The sequence below is a fragment of the Pyxidicoccus xibeiensis genome, from assembly GCF_024198175.1.
GTDB lineage: Bacteria > Myxococcota > Myxococcia > Myxococcales > Myxococcaceae > Myxococcus > Myxococcus xibeiensis.
The window spans coordinates 197553-212091 of sequence record NZ_JAJVKV010000002.1 but is presented as its reverse complement, the minus strand read 5'-3'; the positions used below and the strand labels follow the sequence as shown (position 1 = coordinate 212091).

Sequence of the window (14539 nt, the reverse complement as noted above, 5' to 3'; positions counted from 1 at the left end):
TACACGTCTGTTCAGGGAAAGTGACACTGAAAGCCTGTTGCCTGCACGCCCGAGCCCCTATCGGGGCGCCGGCCGAGGGAGGGAGCGGATGGAAGAGCTTACGGAACGCCAGCGCGAGATTCTGAGCTTCATCGTCAAGGAGACGGAGACGCGGGGCTTCCCGCCGACCATCCGCGAGATTGGCGAGCAGATGGACATCCGCTCCACCAACGGGGTGAACGACCACCTCAAGGCCCTGGAGCGCAAGGGCTACCTGAACCGGGGCGAGCAGCAGAGCCGCTCCCTGGTGCCCACCAAGCGGGCGAGGCTCGCGCTGGGCCTGGGGATGAAGAAGGAAGCGGGCATGGTGGAGGTGCCCCTGCTGGGCAAGGTGGCGGCCGGTGCCCCCCTGCTCGCGCAGGAGCACATGGAGGACTCGGTCAAGATCGACAGCTTCCTGCTCGGGGGGGTGAACGGCCGCGAGGTCTTCGCCCTGCGCGTGAAGGGGCAGTCGATGATTGACGACGGCATCCACGACGGCGACTACCTCTTCGTGAAGAAGACGCCGGCGGCCCAGCCGGGTGACATCGTGGTGGCCCTCATCGAGGACGAGGCCACGGTGAAGCGCTACTACCCGGAGGGCGAGCGCATCCGCTTCCAGCCGGCCAACGCCACCATGCAGCCCATCTACGTGAGCCGCGCGGACTTCCGCTCGACCATGATTCTGGGCCAGGTGGTGGGCGTGTACCGCAAGCTCCAGGGCGGGCGCGTCTAGCCAGCGCGGTTTCAGCTCCGGGCCCCGTTCACCGGGCCCGGGCACGCCTCACGGGCACTTCTTCACGCCAGCATCGGCCGCGGTGGCGCGAGCGCACGCGGCCTGCTGCACCGAGGTGTCCTTCAGCTCCCGCGCCAGCCGGGCGGTGGTGAGCTGCAGCTCGGCGTCCTTCACGTAATCCTCCTCGGCGCTGAGGCTGGCGAGGATGCGCAGCGCATCCGGCTTGCGGTCCAGGTCGGAGAGCAGGCCGGCCAGGTCGCGCAGCTCGCGGGTGTCCTTGCCGGAGACGGACGCGAGCGCGGCGGTGAGCTCGTCCTCCGCGGCGGCGCGGTTGTTCATGGCCAGGTGGACGCGGGCGAGGGCCACGTGGACGACGGCCCGGTCCTTCACCTTCAGGGACTCCTGGTAGGCGGAGATGGCCTCGCCGGGCTTGTCCAGGCGCATGTGGATTTCGCCAACCAGCTCCCAGAGCGTCGGGTCTCTCGGGGCCAGGCCCGCGGCGTCCTGGTAGGCGGCGGCGGCCTCGGGGAGCTTCCCGGCGTGGACGAGCGCGTCCCCCAGGGCGGTGAGCACCTCGGCGGAGCGAGTCCCCTCGGACACGCCCTTCTGCGCCAGCGCGAGGACCTCCGCGTGCCGGCCCTGCTGCGACAGCACGTCCAGGGCGCGCATGAGGAGGGCGGACTTCGCCTCGCCGGACGCCGCGTTGGAGGCCAGGGTGAAGTGGCGGACGGCCTCGGTGTGCTCGCCCTTCTTGAGGTGCAGCTCGCCCAGGGCCTCCAGGGCGTTGAAGTCGTTGGGGAACAGGCCAATGGCCTTGCGCAGCGAGCTCTGGGCCTCGGACACCTTGCCGAGCTGGGCCTGGATGAAGCCCAGGCGGCTCCAGTTGGTGGAGCGCTTGGGGTCCAGGACGAGGGCGGCCTCGAACTCGGCTGCGGCCTCGTTGAGGCGGCCCATGGACAGGTACACCTCGCCCCGGGCGGCGGGCAGGCGCGGGTCCTGCGGGGCGAGCTGCTTCATCGCCTCGAAGGACTTGAGCGAGGCCTCGAACTGGCCCTGGAGGTACTCGGCGGTGCCCTTGATGTAGAGCCCCTCCGCGTGGTCCTTGGCGGAGACCTTGGGGGTGGAGTCCTCGCACGCGATGGCGGCGAGCAGGGCGAGCAGGGGCAGGACGCGCGGGGACATGAGGTAGGGGCTCCGACTCTCAGAAGTGGTACGCGATGCCGGCATTGAGGTCCAGGTTGAGGCCGTCACCCAGCTTGGAGTCCGCCAGTCCGAGCACGGCCTGCGCGACGTTGGTGCCTGCCTCGAGCTGGATGCCCACGTGGCCGGCGACGAGGTACTCGAGGCCGACGAAGCCGACGACGGTGGGCAGCGGGCCGGTGGACTGGAAGATGCCGAAGTCGCCGAAGGACAGCTGCACGCCCAGGCCCAGGCCCCAGTAGGGACGCAGGGACTTCGCGACGTTGTGGTAGTGCCGCGCGCCGATGACGCTGGGCAGGACGTTGAGCCCGCCCTTGGCGCCCTCCTCGTTGGAGCGCACGTACGAGAAGCCCAGCTGCGCGAAGCCGACCCACTCGGGGTGGAACCAGTAGCCCACCTCCAGGTCGACGCCCGGGTTCAGGGTGGCCAGGTTCTGGATGAAGTTGTTGTTGATGCGCAGGCCCAGGGTGAGCCCGCCGCCGCCCGTCGACGTCGAGCCCCCCAGCAGCGGGCGGGGCGAGAAGCCATCTTCCGGGGTGACGAGCGAGGCGACGAGCTGGTCGGCGACGGCCCCGGCGGTGCGCAGCAGCGTGTCCGCCTCGGGGGCTTCGGCGCGGGGCCTGGCCAGGCTCCTGCCGCCGAAGGTGTCCACGAGGTTGGCGGTGAGGAGGTACTGGTCGCCGAAGCGGTCCAGGCGGCCGGTGACGACGTAGCGGGCACCGGAGACGGAGGCCAGCTCCTGGAGGCAGGCGCCGCCGTCACAGGGCGCGCCGCCGAGCAGCTGCTGCTGGCGCTCGGCGTCGAGCAGGGCCTCGAGGTCTCGCTGCGACAGCACGCGCAGGCTCGGGGACTCGGCGAGGCGGGAGACGATGAGCGAGGTGACACCGGGCGCGGAGTCGCGGCCCGCCTCATTGGACTCGAGCGCCAGCACCGCGACGACGAGGGCTTCCTTCTGCGACTCCTTCGCCGGGGCGGCCGGGGCGGCCGCGGGAGCCGCCATCACCGGGGCCGGGGCGTCGGCGCTGCCCTCCACGGGCGGCGTCTGGGCACGGGCGGCCGTAGCGAGGAGGACGAAGAGGGAGGCCAGCAGCGGGAGGAGGCGCGACACGGAGCGACACTCTACCCTCACCTCGGCTTCTGACGGAGGAACGGCTGGTGCCCCCGTGGCGGACGGCCGGTCCTGGATTGCCCGAGTCCACCGGGTCGCCGCGCCGGTCCCCGTCCGAGCTGACAGCCGCTCCCCGTCAGGTCGACGGCATCGGCCCGAGGTAGTCGAGCGGGTCCACCGGCTTGCCGTCCATGCGGACCTCGAAGTGCAGGTGCGGCCCGGACGTCTTGCCCGACTCGCCCACGGTGGCGATGACCTGCCCGCGCAGCACCCGCTGCCCCGTCTTCACGCGCAAATCCTGGTTGTGCGCGTACAGCGTGATGAGCTGCTGCGAGTGCTCGACGATGACGATGTTGCCGTAGCCCCGCTGCTCGCCCGCGTAGAGCACCGTGCCGGCCTGGGCCGTCTTCACCGGTGTGCCCTTCGGCGCGGCCAGGTCCACGCCGTCATGCGGCTCCTTGCCCTTCTTCCCGAACCGCCCGTACAGCACGCCCCTGAGCGGCCAGTCGATCATGCCCTGCGTGGCCACCCGCGGCCGAGCGCCCGGGCCGGCACGCGACAGCGGACGGGAACGCGAAGGTGGCTCCTCACGGCGGGCCACGGTGGGCCCCCGGCGCCGGGGCACCTCCGCGGACGTCCGCACCGGCTCCGGGTCCGCCTCCGCCAGGACTTCTTCCGGAGCCTCGCGCTCCTGTCCGGGGACGACGAGCTCCTGCCCCACCGCCAGCGTCCACGGGGCCTTGATGGAGTTGGCGGCCCCCAGTTCCTCCACCGTGAGGCCGTACGTCTTCGCGATGCGATACATCGTCTCGCCCGGGGCGACGCGGTGGCGCGCGGACACCAGCTCCGGCTCCGGATGCGCCGACCTCAGGGCGAACGGCAGCGCGCTCCGCTTCCCCGTCGGAGCGCCCGAGCCCGTGTCCGTAGCGGGCCCGGACACGGCGGGGCGCGTCCAGGAGGACTCATCGCCTGAGTCCAGCGCCGTCTCCGGCCCGGGGGCAGCGGCCCGGGGCCCCACGCAGCCGGCGAACAGCACGGCCACGAGGAAGACCCGGAGCGCCCCACCCGCTCGGCTGGACACGGACGGCCGCAACGCTAGGCACCGTCCGGTTCGTGCCGGGCGAAGCCGTCGAGCCGCCACCCCGCGAGCTCGGCCATGCGGGGATGGTCCGTCAGCTCGAAGTGCAGCGGGGTGATGGAGATGAGCTTGTCCCGGTGCACCGCGTTGCAGTCGCTGCCCGGGATGTCCTCGTGCTGGTACTCGCTGCCGCCAATCCAGTAGTACTTGCGGCCACGAGGGTCCTCCTTCTCCACCACCTCGTACCCGTACGTGTGCCGGCCCTGGCGCGTGACGACGTAGCCCGCCGGCTCCACGCCACCGGGGACATTCACGTTGAGGAGCATCCTCGGCGGCAGGGGCTGCGCCAGCGCGCTGGCCACCAGCGAGCGCGCGAAGCGGGCCGCCGGGCCGAAGTCGAACGTCCCCCGGGCGACGAGGCTGAAGGCGATGGCGGGCACCCCGAGCAGGGCCCCCTCCATCGCCGCCGCCACCGTGCCGGAGTACATGACGTCTTCCGCCAGGTTCGGACCGTGGTTGATGCCGGACACCATGAGAGTGGGGCGATCATCCTTCAGGAGATGGTTGATCGCCAGATAAGCGCTGTCCGCCGGGGTGCCGTCCACGGCGAACCACCGCTCCCGCACCTCCTTGATGCGCAGCGGCCGGTGCAGGGAGATGGCATGCGAGGTGGCGCTCTGCTCCCGGTCCGGCGCCACCACCCACACCTCTCCCAGCGGGCTCACGGCCTCCACCAGCGCCTTGAGCCCGTCGGAGAAGTAGCCGTCGTCGTTGGAGACGAGGATTCGCGGTTTCTTGTCGCTCACCGGGCTCACTTCTTCTGCGCGAGCGAGCGGAAGACGGACTTGCCGGCATAGCGGGCGGCCGCGCCCAGCTCCTGCTCGATGCGCAGCAGCTGGTTGTACTTGGCCACGCGGTCCGAGCGCGACGCCGAGCCCGTCTTGATCTGCCCGCAGTCCAGGGCCACGGCCAGGTCGGCAATCGTCGTGTCCTCCGTCTCGCCGGAGCGGTGGCTCATCACCGACGTGAAGCCCGCCTTGTGCGCCATGCGCACGGCGTCGAACGTCTCCGTCAGCGAGCCAATCTGGTTCACCTTCACCAGGATGGAGTTGGCCACGCCGCTGTCGATTCCGCGCGACAGCCGCTCCACGTTGGTGACGAAGAGGTCGTCGCCCACCAGCTGCAGCTTGCCGCCCAGCGCGTCGGTGAGCTTCTTCCAGCCCTCCCAGTCATCCTCCGCCATGCCGTCCTCGATGGAGATGATGGGGTAGCGCTCGGACAGGCCGCGGTAGTAGTCGAGCAGCCCGGACGAGTCGTACTCCTTGCCCTCGCCCTTGAGGCCGTACTTCTTGCTGCCCTTGTCGAAGAACTCGCTGGCCGCCACGTCCAGGGCCAGGAACAGCTGCTCGCCGGCCTTGAAGCCCGCCGCGTCGATGGCCTCCATGATGAGCTTCAGGGCCTCCTCGTTGGCCGGCAGGTCCGGGGCGTAGCCGCCCTCGTCGCCCACGCCGGTGGCCAGCTTGCGGCCCTTCAAAATCTTCTTCAGCGCGTGGAACACCTCCGCGCCCCAGCGCAGCCCTTCCGCGAAGGTGGGGGCGCCCGCGGGCACCACCATGAACTCCTGCACGTCCACGCGGGTGTCCGCGTGCGCGCCGCCGTTGAGGATGTTCATCAGCGGCACCGGCAGGGTGCGCGCCTGGGCACCGCCCACGTACCGGTACAGCGGCAGCCCGTGCGCGTCCGCCGCGGCGCGCGCGCACGCCATGGACACCGCGAGGATGGCGTTGGCGCCCAGCTTGCCCTTGGTGGGCGAGCCGTCCAGCTCCAGCATCTTCTGGTCCACGGAGAACTGGTCCGCCGCGTCCAGGCCCACCAGCGCCGGGGCCAGCACGTCGATGACGTTGCGCACGGCCTTCTTCACGCCCTTGCCCAGGTAGCGGCCCTTGTCGCCGTCACGGAGCTCGATGGCCTCGTGCTCGCCGGTGGAGGCCCCGGACGGCACCGCCGCGCGGCCTCGGGAGCCACCCGTCAAGAGGACCTCGGCCTCCACGGTGGGGTTGCCGCGGGAGTCGAGCACTTCACGCGCCAGAATCTGAGCAATCTCGGTCATAGGCGGGCGTTTCTAGAAGAGGGCCCCGGAGGGGGCAAGCGTGGTCGCATCCGGCACTGCTACAGTGTCCACCCGTCGAATGCCGCCCAACCGCCGCAATGCCCCTCGGGGGCCTGATCCCCTCCTCGCCCAGCGTCGCCGGGGCGCGCTCCTGGGCCTGGCCGTGGGCAACGCCCTGGCTGTGCCCACCGCGCACCGGCCCCTCATCTCCGTGCCCTTCCCCACCCCGGCCGACGGGCCCTACTCCCAGCTGATGGGCGGGGGGCCCCACGAGCTGCGCAAGGGGCAGGTGACGGAGGAAGTCCAGCTCGCGTGCTGCCTCGGCCACAGCCTGAGGGACCTCAAGCGCTATGACGCCGCCGACGCGCTCCGCCGCTACCGCGCCTGGCAGCCGCACGCCTTCGACGTCAGCGAGCCGATGAAGGAGGTGCTGGAGGACTGCCAGGCGGGCCCTCCGCTGGGGGCCGGCCGGCGCGTGTGGCTGCGGGCCTTCCGCCAGCCCGCCGGCGCGGGGAGCCTGGCCCGCACCGCGCCGCTGGGCGTGTACCTGGCGGGCAACACCGCCGCGCGCACCCAGGCCTCACTGGAGGACTCCGCCCTCACCCACTTCGACCCGCGCTGCCAGCTGGCCTGCGCCGCCTTCAACGCCGCCCTGGCGCGCGCCGTCACCAGCGGCGCGGAGCTGAAGGCCGAGGACCTGCTCTCCGCCGCGGAGTCGGGCCTGCTGGTGGCCGGCGCGGCGCTCGGGCGCTCCGACAAGGACCACGTCCACGAGGTGACGCACGCGTCCGCCCTCCTGCGCGAGGACCTGGAGCTGGCCCGCAAGGAGGACCCGCAGCTGTACGGCCCGGAGCTGCACCTGCACCGGCCGCTGCACGCCGTCCGCGTCGCCTTCCGGCTGGCCTTCTGGGAGCTGCTCCACGCCCCCACCGCCGAGGCCGCGCTGCTGGACGTCGTCCACCGCGGGGGCGACACCGAGGCCCACGCCGCGATTACCGGCGCCCTGGTGGGGGCGTTCCATGGCGAGGAAGCCCTGCCCGCCGCGTGGCGCAAGGGCGTGCTGGAGGCCCTGGCCACGGTGAAGGGCCCCCTCTGGGACGTGTACCACCCCAGACACCTCCTGGCGCTCGCGGCCTGAAGGCCCCTGGATGCGAGAAGCCCGCGGGGGCCGTCCTCTGGAGGACACCCACGCGGGCTTCGGGACACACGGTGCGGCGCCAGGGCCGCGGTTTCAGGAATCAGGACAGCAGGTCGATGACCACCACGCCCCGCTGGGGCTTCTCGTCGTCAGTCTCCGTCCGGCGCCGCGGGCGGTCGTCGGGAGCCGGCAACGGCAGCTCCACCACGGGCCGGTCATGGTCCTCCCGGCGGCGCTCACGTCGCTTGATTTCTTCGATGATGAAGGCGTCGAGCATGGGTCCTTCCGTCTCCCTCAGCCTACGTACCCCGATGTACGCCCGTCCCGCCCCACTACCATTTCCGCCACTCTCAGATGCAAAATAAGAACCCCGGTTCCACACGCGACACGGCGCAGCCATCTCGCACGGTTGCTCGTCCGCCACCCGACATCCAGGCCAGGGCCACCGGGGCAGGAATGTCATGGACGCCGAAAATCCGGTCGGGATGGTGTTCATTCTAATGCCCTCGCGTCAGCCCGCAAGCCGCACAACCCGTGGGCAGACCCATGACATTCGGGGCGGCAACCCACCCCGCAAGGGTGCCCGCCCGCCCGCCCGCTTCCGGGAGGGCTGACGAGCTGCGTCAGAGGTCTTTTCGGACCTGGACCCGGGTCCGGGCGGGGGGTTCCAAGGGCCTCCCTGGAGGGGTGGCCTCAGAGGGCCTCGGCGCGGCGCTTGAAGGCGTCCAGCATCTTGGGGAGCGAGGTGTCCACCAGGGCGTTGACGACGGCCTTGGGCACCAGCAGGCCCAGGGCCATCTCCACGTTGTACGTCGCCCGCGTCTTGCCCTCGCCCTCGGGCTCCAGCACCCAGCTGCCCTTGTTGTCCTTCATGACCTCGCCCTCGATGAAGGTCCAGGACATGCGGCGGGGGCGCTCCTCGGTGACGCGGATGCTGTAGCGGACCGTCTTCATGACCTCCACCTTGTAGTGGATGACCACGGTGTTGCCCTCCCGGTTGGCGGTGCGGATCTCCTTCACCTCCGGGAGGAACTCCGGGTAGCGGTCGTACTGGGTGATGACGTCGAAGACCTTCTCGACGGGAGCGTTGATGACGATGGTCCGCGTGGCGCCAGGCATGGGTGACTCCGTCTCCGATGAGGCTCGGTTGCCGCGTGAGGTACGGCTCTAGAAAGCGTACCCCGGCTTCTTGTCGAACTTGTGCAGGGACTGGATGAAGCGCACGGTGCCCGTCTTGCTGCGCATCACCACCGAGTGCGTCTCGCAGCCGCCGCCGAAGAAGCGCACGCCCTTGAGGAAGTCGCCGGTGGTGACGCCGGAGGCGGCGAACATCACCTCGCCCTTCGCCAGCTCCTCCGCCGTGTAGATCTTGGACATGTCGGTGATGCCCATCTTCTTGGCGCGGTCGATTTCGCCCTGGTTGCGGGGCACGAGCCGGCCCTGCATGTCACCGCCGGTGGCGCGCATGGCCGCCGCGGCGATGACGCCCTCGGGCGCGCCGCCGATGCCCATCAGCACCTCCACGCCGGTGCCCTCGAAGCAGGTGGCGATGGCACCGGCCACGTCCCCGTCCTCGATGAGGCGGATGCGGGCGCCCGCCGCGCGCACTTCCTTGATGAGGTCCGCGTGCCGCTCGCGGTCCAGCACCACGACGGTGAGGTCCTCCACGTAGACCTTCATCTTCTCCGCGATGTTGCGGAGGTTCTCCGTGGGGGACTTGCGCAGGTCGATGGCGCCGCGGGCGCGGGGGCCCACCGCCAGCTTCTCCATGTACGTGTCCGGGGCGTTGAGCAGCCCGCCCTTGCCGGCCATGGCCACCACGGAGATGGAGCCCGGACGGCCGTAGGCACACAGGTTGGTGCCCTCCAGCGGGTCCAGGGCGATGTCCACCTCGGGGGCGCCCTCGCCGCGCTTGCCCACCTTCTCACCGATGTAGAGCATGGGCGCCTCGTCGCGCTCTCCCTCACCGATGACGACGGTGCCGTCGATCTGCAGGGCGTCGAAGGCGCGACGCATGGCGTCCACGGCCGCCTGGTCCGACTCGTTCTTGTTGCCGCGGCCCATCAGTCGGGCGGAGGCGATGGCCGCCATCTCGGTGACGCGCACGACCTCCATAGCCAGGTTGCGATCCATGTGTGTACTCCTTGGTGTTCCCTGAAGGTTTCAGGTGGAAGTGGGAGCGCCCCTCAGGAGGGCTCCGGGGGTTTCATCAGCCGGGTGATGGCGTCCGGCAGCCGGGTGGGCTTGCCGTCGCGCCCCACGCAGGCATGCAGGGTACGTCCGGTGCACAGCAGGGTGCGCGGCTCACCGTCGCGGAATAGCTCGTAGGTGAACACGATGGAGGCCCGGCGCAACTCGCTCACCGAGGCCTGGATGACGAGCAGGTCGTCATAGCGCGCGGAGGCCTTGTACTGGCAGCTCGCCTCCACGACGGGCAGCAACAGGCCGGAGCGCTCCAGCTCGGCATAGCTGCCGCCGCGCGCGCGGAAGTACTCGCTGCGGGCGAACTCGAAGTAGCGGAAGTAGTTCGCGTAGTAGACGACACCCATCTGGTCCGTGTCGCCGTAGATGACGCGAAGTCGGGCCTCGACCATGAAGCGTTGACCGTAACAGGGCACTGTCCAGCGTCAATGCACTCGCGCCGGATGTTGGTTGCTTCCCACCAGCCGACCGGGTCAGCTTCTAATACGTATGATTCGAGCCCTCCTGCTGGTGGCGGCCCTGGCCGCCCTGCCCGCCTCGGCCCGTCCGCCGCGCCTCACGCTGCTCATCACCGTGGACGCGCTCGGCAGCGACGTGCTGCTGCGCAACCGCCCCCGGCTCCAGGGCGGGCTGGGTCAGTTGCTCACCGCGGGTGCCTTCTACCCGTACGCCCGCTACGCCTTCGCCGAGTGCCGCACCGCGCCGGGCCATGCCACCCTCTCCACCGGCGCCAACCCGTGGCGCCACGGCGTCATCGACAACCGGTGGGTGGACCGGGCCACGGGCAAGCCGGTGTCGGTCTTCGCGGACCCGGCCCACCCGGTGCTGGAGGTGCCGCTGACGCCGGGGCAGGACTCCAGCCCGGCCAACCTCATGGTGGAGACGCTGGCGGACCGGCTGCGGGTGGCCACGCAGGAGCGCGGCAAGGCGGTGGCGGTGTCGCTCAAGTCGCGCGCGGCCATCGCCCTGGCCGGGCGGCTGGGCCAGGCCTGGTGGTTCGACGACGGCGTGGGGAAGTTCGTGACGGGCACCTGGTACACGAAGGAGTTCCCCACCTGGGTGAAGGAGCTGAACGCGCGCAAGCTGCCGGAGTCCTACTTCGGGAAGAAGTGGGAGCTGCTGCGGCCGCGCGCGGAGTACGTGGGCGAGGACGAGCGCAGCTACGAGGCGGACGCGTACGGGCTGGGCCGCACCTTCCCGCACCCGCTGGACGGCGGCATGCCCACGCCGGGGCCCCTCTTCTACAAGGCGTTCGGCGTGTCGCCCTACTCGCATGACGTGCTGGTGGAGGCGGCGAAGGCGGCCATCGCCGGCGAGGGGCTGGGCAAGGACGACGTGCCGGACCTGCTGGCGGTGAGCATCAGCGGGACGGACCTGGTGTTCCACGAGTTCGGCGCCTACTCGTGGGAGATGCAGGACACGCTGCTGCGGCTGGACAAGGCGGTGGGAGACCTGGTCGCCGCGGCCGAGCGCGCGGCCGGGGGCCGGGCCAACCTGGTCATCGCGCTGACGGCGGACCACGGCGGGGCGGCGGCGCCCGAGCAGCTCGCGGCCTCTGGCCTGCCGGCGCAGCGGCTGAAGCCGGCCGTGCTGGCGCAGGCGCTGACGCAGGAGCTGCGCAAGCAGTTCGGCGGGGACGTGACGGCGACGCTGGAGGAGCTGGACGTGTACCTGAGCGGCAAGTCGCTGGAGGGCGGCGGCAAGGGAGACGGCGCGGCGGTGCGGCGCGCGGCGGCGGCCTGGCTGGCGAAGCACCCGGCGGTGGTGGCGGCGGTGGCCCGGGACGACCTGTTCACCGCGCCGGACGTGGCGGGGCACCTGGCGCCGCTGCGCAAGGGCTACTACCCGGAGCGCAGCGGCGACGTGCTGTACATGCTCAAGCCCTTCCACCTGCTCTACACGGACACCGAGGGCACCAGCCACGGCACGCCGTACGCGTACGACTCGCAGGTGCCCGTGGTGTTCGCGGGCAAGGGCATCAAGCCGGGGACGCACCTGGGAGAAATCGACCCCGTGGACGTGGTGCCCACGCTGTCCGCGCTGCTGGAGATGGGCATGCCCTCGGCGGCGGAGGGCAAGCCCCTTCCGGAGATTCTCACCGGGAAGTGAGCAGCCCTTCCCGGCCTCGCGGCTCAGACGTTCGGAACGCGCACCGAGCGCCCGCCGAAGCGCGGGTTGGCCATGATGTCCCGGGCCATGCGGTCCGTGAAGGCAGGGCCTTCGCGGGCCCAGGCCGCTGCCTCCTGCTCATCGAGGCGGACGCGGACCTCGTACTGGGAGATTCCGCCCACCACGACCTCGAGCGACAGCGTGCCGTCCGCGGCGCGCAGCAGCCGGTAGAGGAGCGGGCTCTGGTAGAGCACCTCCTCGTCGCTCATGGGACTTCCGTCACCTGGGCCTGCTCGACGGGCGCGTTGATGACCATGACCTCCGGGATGCCGCCAGTGGTGTAGCCGCCGAACTTCCAGCAGTCGGTGTCCTCGGGGGTCTGGCACTTCCACACGCCCGGGTCCGCCTCCACCGGCAGGCGGGCGCAGGTCTTCGTCGCCGCCAGGTTCAGGGTCATCATGCGCAGCGGGCCCTCGAAGTTCTTGGCCGGCAGCCCGAGCGCCTTGCCGAGGACGGCGGGGTCATGCGTCCCCGTGCCCCCCACCATCGAGTCCGCGACGGCCTTCTGGATGGTGCCGGTGGGGGCGGCGAACAGGTAGCAGGCCGTGTCGTTGCAGCGCCCGAAGTTCTTCGCGCCCGTCTGCACGACGTACTTCTGGTACAGCCCCTCGGGCATCAGCCAGGACACCTGGCGGTCCTTGAAGTTCTTGTCGACGTGCGGGTCGATGCCGTACGGGCTCGCGAGCGTGTCCGCCTCCTGAGAGATGGCCTTCTGCTGCGCGTCACAGGCCTCCGTGACGGACGGGAGCTGCGGCTGCGGCTCCGTCGGCATCGGGTCCATGCGCTTGGGACAGCCGACCACGACGAACAGGGAGCACAGCAGGGCACCACGAAGCATCACTTGCATTGACAGTCCTCGATTCCAAAAAGGGGTCGAGGCGCGTCACTAGCACAACGCAGTTGCCGTGGTGCCTGGCAAGTCGGCGCTCCGCCCACGCAACACAGACTCACTTGTTGAGCCAGGCGACACGGGCGCCGGCGCCATCGGTCCAGGCAATCAATGGCCCCATCAGTGGACTCACCGCCATGGACAGGCGCGCGGAGCCGGACCCGATGACCGCCAGGTCTGACCAGGAGCTGGAGCCGGACGGAAACCAATTCAAATAGATGCCAGAGCCCTCCCCGCCGTCATTCCAGGCCACCAGCGCACGGCCCTCGGCATCGAGCGCCAGGGCCGGCCCACGAGCCTCGGCCCGCGCAGCAGACCTCCAGACCGCCGCCATCGTCCAGCCCGTCTCGGACAGGGAGCCCTCATAGACCGATGACTCCCAGGAGCCGAACGGCTCAGGTCCCTCGCTCCAGGCGACCATGGGCCCGCCGTTCGGCAAGAGGAGGAGCGCGTGCTCCCGGATGCCCCTTCCGGTGTCTCCCTTGAGGGTCTTCCCCAACGGCTCCCAGAGGGTGCCAGTCCACCGCCGCAGGTACAGCTCCGGCGCCCCCTCCGCGCTCCCCGCCTCGGCCCAGGACAGGACGACACGTCCCGCCCCATCGACGGCCAGCGAAGGCGGTTGCGCGGAGACGACTCCCGCCCCAGGCGTCCCCCGCTGGAGGCCTCCGAGCGCCACCCACTGATTCACCTCCCAGCGCGCGACGTGGAGGCCCTCCACGTCGCTCCACGCCACGATGGGCCGTCCTTCGGAGTCCATGACGAGCGCCGCGCCGTGCACCTCCCGCTGCTGTGCGCCGTTCAGCGTGGAGCCGAGGGGCTGCCAGGTGGCGGAGTCCCAGCGGAACACCTGGAGCATGCGCCCGGGCTCGCCCTCGCGGCCCTGGAGGAAGGCCACCACGGGGTTGCCGTCCGAGCCGAGGACCAGCAGGGGGTTGCGCAGCTTCGTGGACGCCTGGACCGGACCCACCGACAGCAGGCCCCCCACCCGCGTCCAGCCCTCCGAGGTCCATCGCTTCACGAACAGGTGCTCTCCCGGCAGGGGCGGCGACTCAGCGTACCCCTTCGCGCTGTAGGCGACGACGGGGTTTCCATTCGCCTCCAGCGCCAGCGCCACGCCATCGGTCACCGCCTCGGACCCGCTCGCCGCTGACGTCCAGAAGAGCGGGAGCTTCCACGTCCACGAGTGGGTCTTGGGCCCGCCCGGTTCGAGCAGTGGGTTCCCCGCGAGGTCGGTGAGTCCTTCCAGGTTCAGGCTGGCATCGTCCTGGTTGGGGGCAGAGCTCCTGGACTGCGGCACGCCCAGGCTCATGCCGTCTTCCGAGAGCTTCGCGGATACCGGATATGACCTGTTCATGAGCTGATCCATCCGCACGCTCGAGGGCAGCATCGGCTCCGAGAACGTGACGCGGATGGCGACGGACTCCGTGACGTGCACGTTGTGCCCCACCGGCCACACCGCCTTCACCACGGGGGGCGTGCGGTCCACCACGACGGTGTGGAGGGGGCTTTCGAACGTCCACCCATTCCATTCCGCCCGGGCCTTGAGCGGGTAGACGCCTTCCTTCTCGTCGGCGGTGTCCCAGGTGTACTGGAAGGGAGGGATGAGGGTGGCCAGCAAGGCATTGCCACGGAACAGCTGCACCTTGTCGGGCGTGGCGGCACCGGTGACCTTCACGGTGACGAGGAGCGGGCCTCGGACATGGTCAGTCTCCCGGGGACCGTTGATGTCCAGCTTGATTTCGTCTGAAGGGGACGGCGCGGAGCCATCAGCGAGTGAGCCACAGCCGAGCAGCATCAGCACCCCCAACGAGGCAACGGGGGCTGCGCGGAAGCGGTGGAAGACGGACAGGAATGACATGGGCGCTCCTGAGGTGCCGGCGGCGGCCGGACG

At 70.6% G+C, this 14539-nt stretch carries 15 protein-coding genes; 3 read left to right on the top strand and 12 right to left on the bottom strand.

Annotated elements, in window-relative coordinates; genetic code table 11:
* The first annotated feature begins 88 nt into the window (after window positions 1-88).
* Complete coding sequence (lexA, locus tag LXT23_RS09040; protein ID WP_253979708.1) at window positions 89-754, top strand: transcriptional repressor LexA; 666 nt, start codon at window positions 89-91, stop codon at window positions 752-754.
* Window positions 755-802: 48 nt separating this feature from the next.
* On the opposite strand, the gene LXT23_RS09035 is transcribed toward lexA, so the two are convergent.
* From LXT23_RS09035 to eno, 5 genes are all read right to left on the bottom strand, one after another.
* The gene (locus LXT23_RS09035) at window positions 803-1936 is read right to left on the bottom strand and encodes a tetratricopeptide repeat protein (RefSeq protein ID WP_253979707.1); all 1134 of its coding nucleotides are present in this window, start codon (window positions 1934-1936) and stop codon (window positions 803-805) included.
* A 19-nt stretch (window positions 1937-1955) separates the two neighbouring features.
* On the bottom strand, window positions 1956-3062 hold the full coding sequence (locus LXT23_RS09030; RefSeq protein WP_253979706.1) for a CsgG/HfaB family protein: 1107 nt from the start codon (window positions 3060-3062) through the stop codon (window positions 1956-1958).
* Window positions 3063-3198: 136 nt separating this feature from the next.
* On the bottom strand, window positions 3199-4155 hold the full coding sequence (locus tag LXT23_RS09025) for a M23 family metallopeptidase (protein WP_253979705.1): 957 nt from the start codon (window positions 4153-4155) through the stop codon (window positions 3199-3201).
* A gap of 2 nt (window positions 4156-4157) precedes the next feature.
* A complete protein-coding gene (gene surE / locus LXT23_RS09020) occupies window positions 4158-4946 on the bottom strand; it encodes a 5'/3'-nucleotidase SurE (protein ID WP_253979704.1) in 789 nt (262 codons plus the stop codon).
* Between the two features lie 5 nt (window positions 4947-4951).
* Window positions 4952-6250, bottom strand: coding sequence for a phosphopyruvate hydratase (eno, locus tag LXT23_RS09015; RefSeq protein WP_253979703.1), 1299 nt, complete (start codon window positions 6248-6250; stop codon window positions 4952-4954).
* A gap of 79 nt (window positions 6251-6329) precedes the next feature.
* On the opposite strand from eno, the gene LXT23_RS09010 reads away from it, so the two are divergent.
* Window positions 6330-7388: an ADP-ribosylglycohydrolase family protein gene (locus LXT23_RS09010; protein ID WP_253980412.1), complete on the top strand. Its 1059-nt coding sequence runs from the start codon at window positions 6330-6332 to the stop codon at window positions 7386-7388.
* Window positions 7389-7488: 100 nt separating this feature from the next.
* Here LXT23_RS09010 and LXT23_RS09005 read toward each other — a convergent pair whose 3' ends face one another.
* The 4 genes from LXT23_RS09005 to LXT23_RS08990 all read right to left on the bottom strand — a co-directional run bounded on the left by LXT23_RS09005 (window position 7489) and on the right by LXT23_RS08990 (window position 9982).
* Complete coding sequence (locus tag LXT23_RS09005) at window positions 7489-7665, bottom strand: hypothetical protein (RefSeq protein ID WP_253979702.1); 177 nt, start codon at window positions 7663-7665, stop codon at window positions 7489-7491.
* 416 nt (window positions 7666-8081) lie between these two features.
* Window positions 8082-8507 (bottom strand): type II toxin-antitoxin system RatA family toxin, encoded by a 426-nt coding sequence (locus LXT23_RS09000; protein WP_253979701.1) that lies wholly within the window; start codon window positions 8505-8507, stop codon window positions 8082-8084.
* 48 nt (window positions 8508-8555) lie between these two features.
* On the bottom strand, window positions 8556-9521 hold the full coding sequence (glpX, locus tag LXT23_RS08995; RefSeq protein WP_253979700.1) for a class II fructose-bisphosphatase: 966 nt from the start codon (window positions 9519-9521) through the stop codon (window positions 8556-8558).
* A 53-nt stretch (window positions 9522-9574) separates the two neighbouring features.
* Window positions 9575-9982: an acyl-CoA thioesterase gene (locus LXT23_RS08990; RefSeq protein WP_253979699.1), complete on the bottom strand. Its 408-nt coding sequence runs from the start codon at window positions 9980-9982 to the stop codon at window positions 9575-9577.
* A 97-nt stretch (window positions 9983-10079) separates the two neighbouring features.
* Here LXT23_RS08990 and LXT23_RS08985 point away from each other — a divergent pair, with 97 nt between their 5' ends.
* Window positions 10080-11699, top strand: coding sequence for an alkaline phosphatase family protein (locus LXT23_RS08985; RefSeq protein ID WP_253979698.1), 1620 nt, complete (start codon window positions 10080-10082; stop codon window positions 11697-11699).
* A 23-nt stretch (window positions 11700-11722) separates the two neighbouring features.
* Here LXT23_RS08985 and LXT23_RS08980 read toward each other — a convergent pair whose 3' ends face one another.
* The 3 genes from LXT23_RS08980 to LXT23_RS08970 form a co-directional block, all read right to left on the bottom strand.
* Window positions 11723-11968: a hypothetical protein gene (locus tag LXT23_RS08980; protein WP_253979697.1), complete on the bottom strand. Its 246-nt coding sequence runs from the start codon at window positions 11966-11968 to the stop codon at window positions 11723-11725.
* Window positions 11965-12606 (bottom strand): hypothetical protein, encoded by a 642-nt coding sequence (locus LXT23_RS08975; protein ID WP_253979696.1) that lies wholly within the window; start codon window positions 12604-12606, stop codon window positions 11965-11967. The genes LXT23_RS08980 and LXT23_RS08975 overlap by 4 nt, the downstream gene beginning before the upstream one ends.
* Window positions 12607-12706: 100 nt before the next feature.
* Window positions 12707-14506: an Ig-like domain-containing protein gene (locus LXT23_RS08970; RefSeq protein WP_253979695.1), complete on the bottom strand. Its 1800-nt coding sequence runs from the start codon at window positions 14504-14506 to the stop codon at window positions 12707-12709.
* Window positions 14507-14539 lie beyond the last annotated feature (33 nt).

Coding starts and splice junctions, on each gene's coding strand:
- lexA (WP_253979708.1), top strand. CDS start 89: ATGGAAGAGCTTACGGAACGCCAGCGCGAGATTCTGAGCTTCATCGTC.
- LXT23_RS09035 (WP_253979707.1), bottom strand. CDS start 1,936: ATGTCCCCGCGCGTCCTGCCCCTGCTCGCCCTGCTCGCCGCCATCGCG.
- eno (WP_253979703.1), bottom strand. CDS start 6,250: ATGACCGAGATTGCTCAGATTCTGGCGCGTGAAGTGCTCGACTCCCGC.
- LXT23_RS09010 (WP_253980412.1), top strand. CDS start 6,330: ATGCCGCCCAACCGCCGCAATGCCCCTCGGGGGCCTGATCCCCTCCTC.
- LXT23_RS09005 (WP_253979702.1), bottom strand. CDS start 7,665: ATGCTCGACGCCTTCATCATCGAAGAAATCAAGCGACGTGAGCGCCGC.
- LXT23_RS09000 (WP_253979701.1), bottom strand. CDS start 8,507: ATGCCTGGCGCCACGCGGACCATCGTCATCAACGCTCCCGTCGAGAAG.
- glpX (WP_253979700.1), bottom strand. CDS start 9,521: ATGGATCGCAACCTGGCTATGGAGGTCGTGCGCGTCACCGAGATGGCG.
- LXT23_RS08990 (WP_253979699.1), bottom strand. CDS start 9,982: ATGGTCGAGGCCCGACTTCGCGTCATCTACGGCGACACGGACCAGATG.
- LXT23_RS08985 (WP_253979698.1), top strand. CDS start 10,080: ATGATTCGAGCCCTCCTGCTGGTGGCGGCCCTGGCCGCCCTGCCCGCC.
- LXT23_RS08980 (WP_253979697.1), bottom strand. CDS start 11,968: ATGAGCGACGAGGAGGTGCTCTACCAGAGCCCGCTCCTCTACCGGCTG.
- LXT23_RS08975 (WP_253979696.1), bottom strand. CDS start 12,606: ATGCAAGTGATGCTTCGTGGTGCCCTGCTGTGCTCCCTGTTCGTCGTG.
- LXT23_RS08970 (WP_253979695.1), bottom strand. CDS start 14,506: ATGTCATTCCTGTCCGTCTTCCACCGCTTCCGCGCAGCCCCCGTTGCC.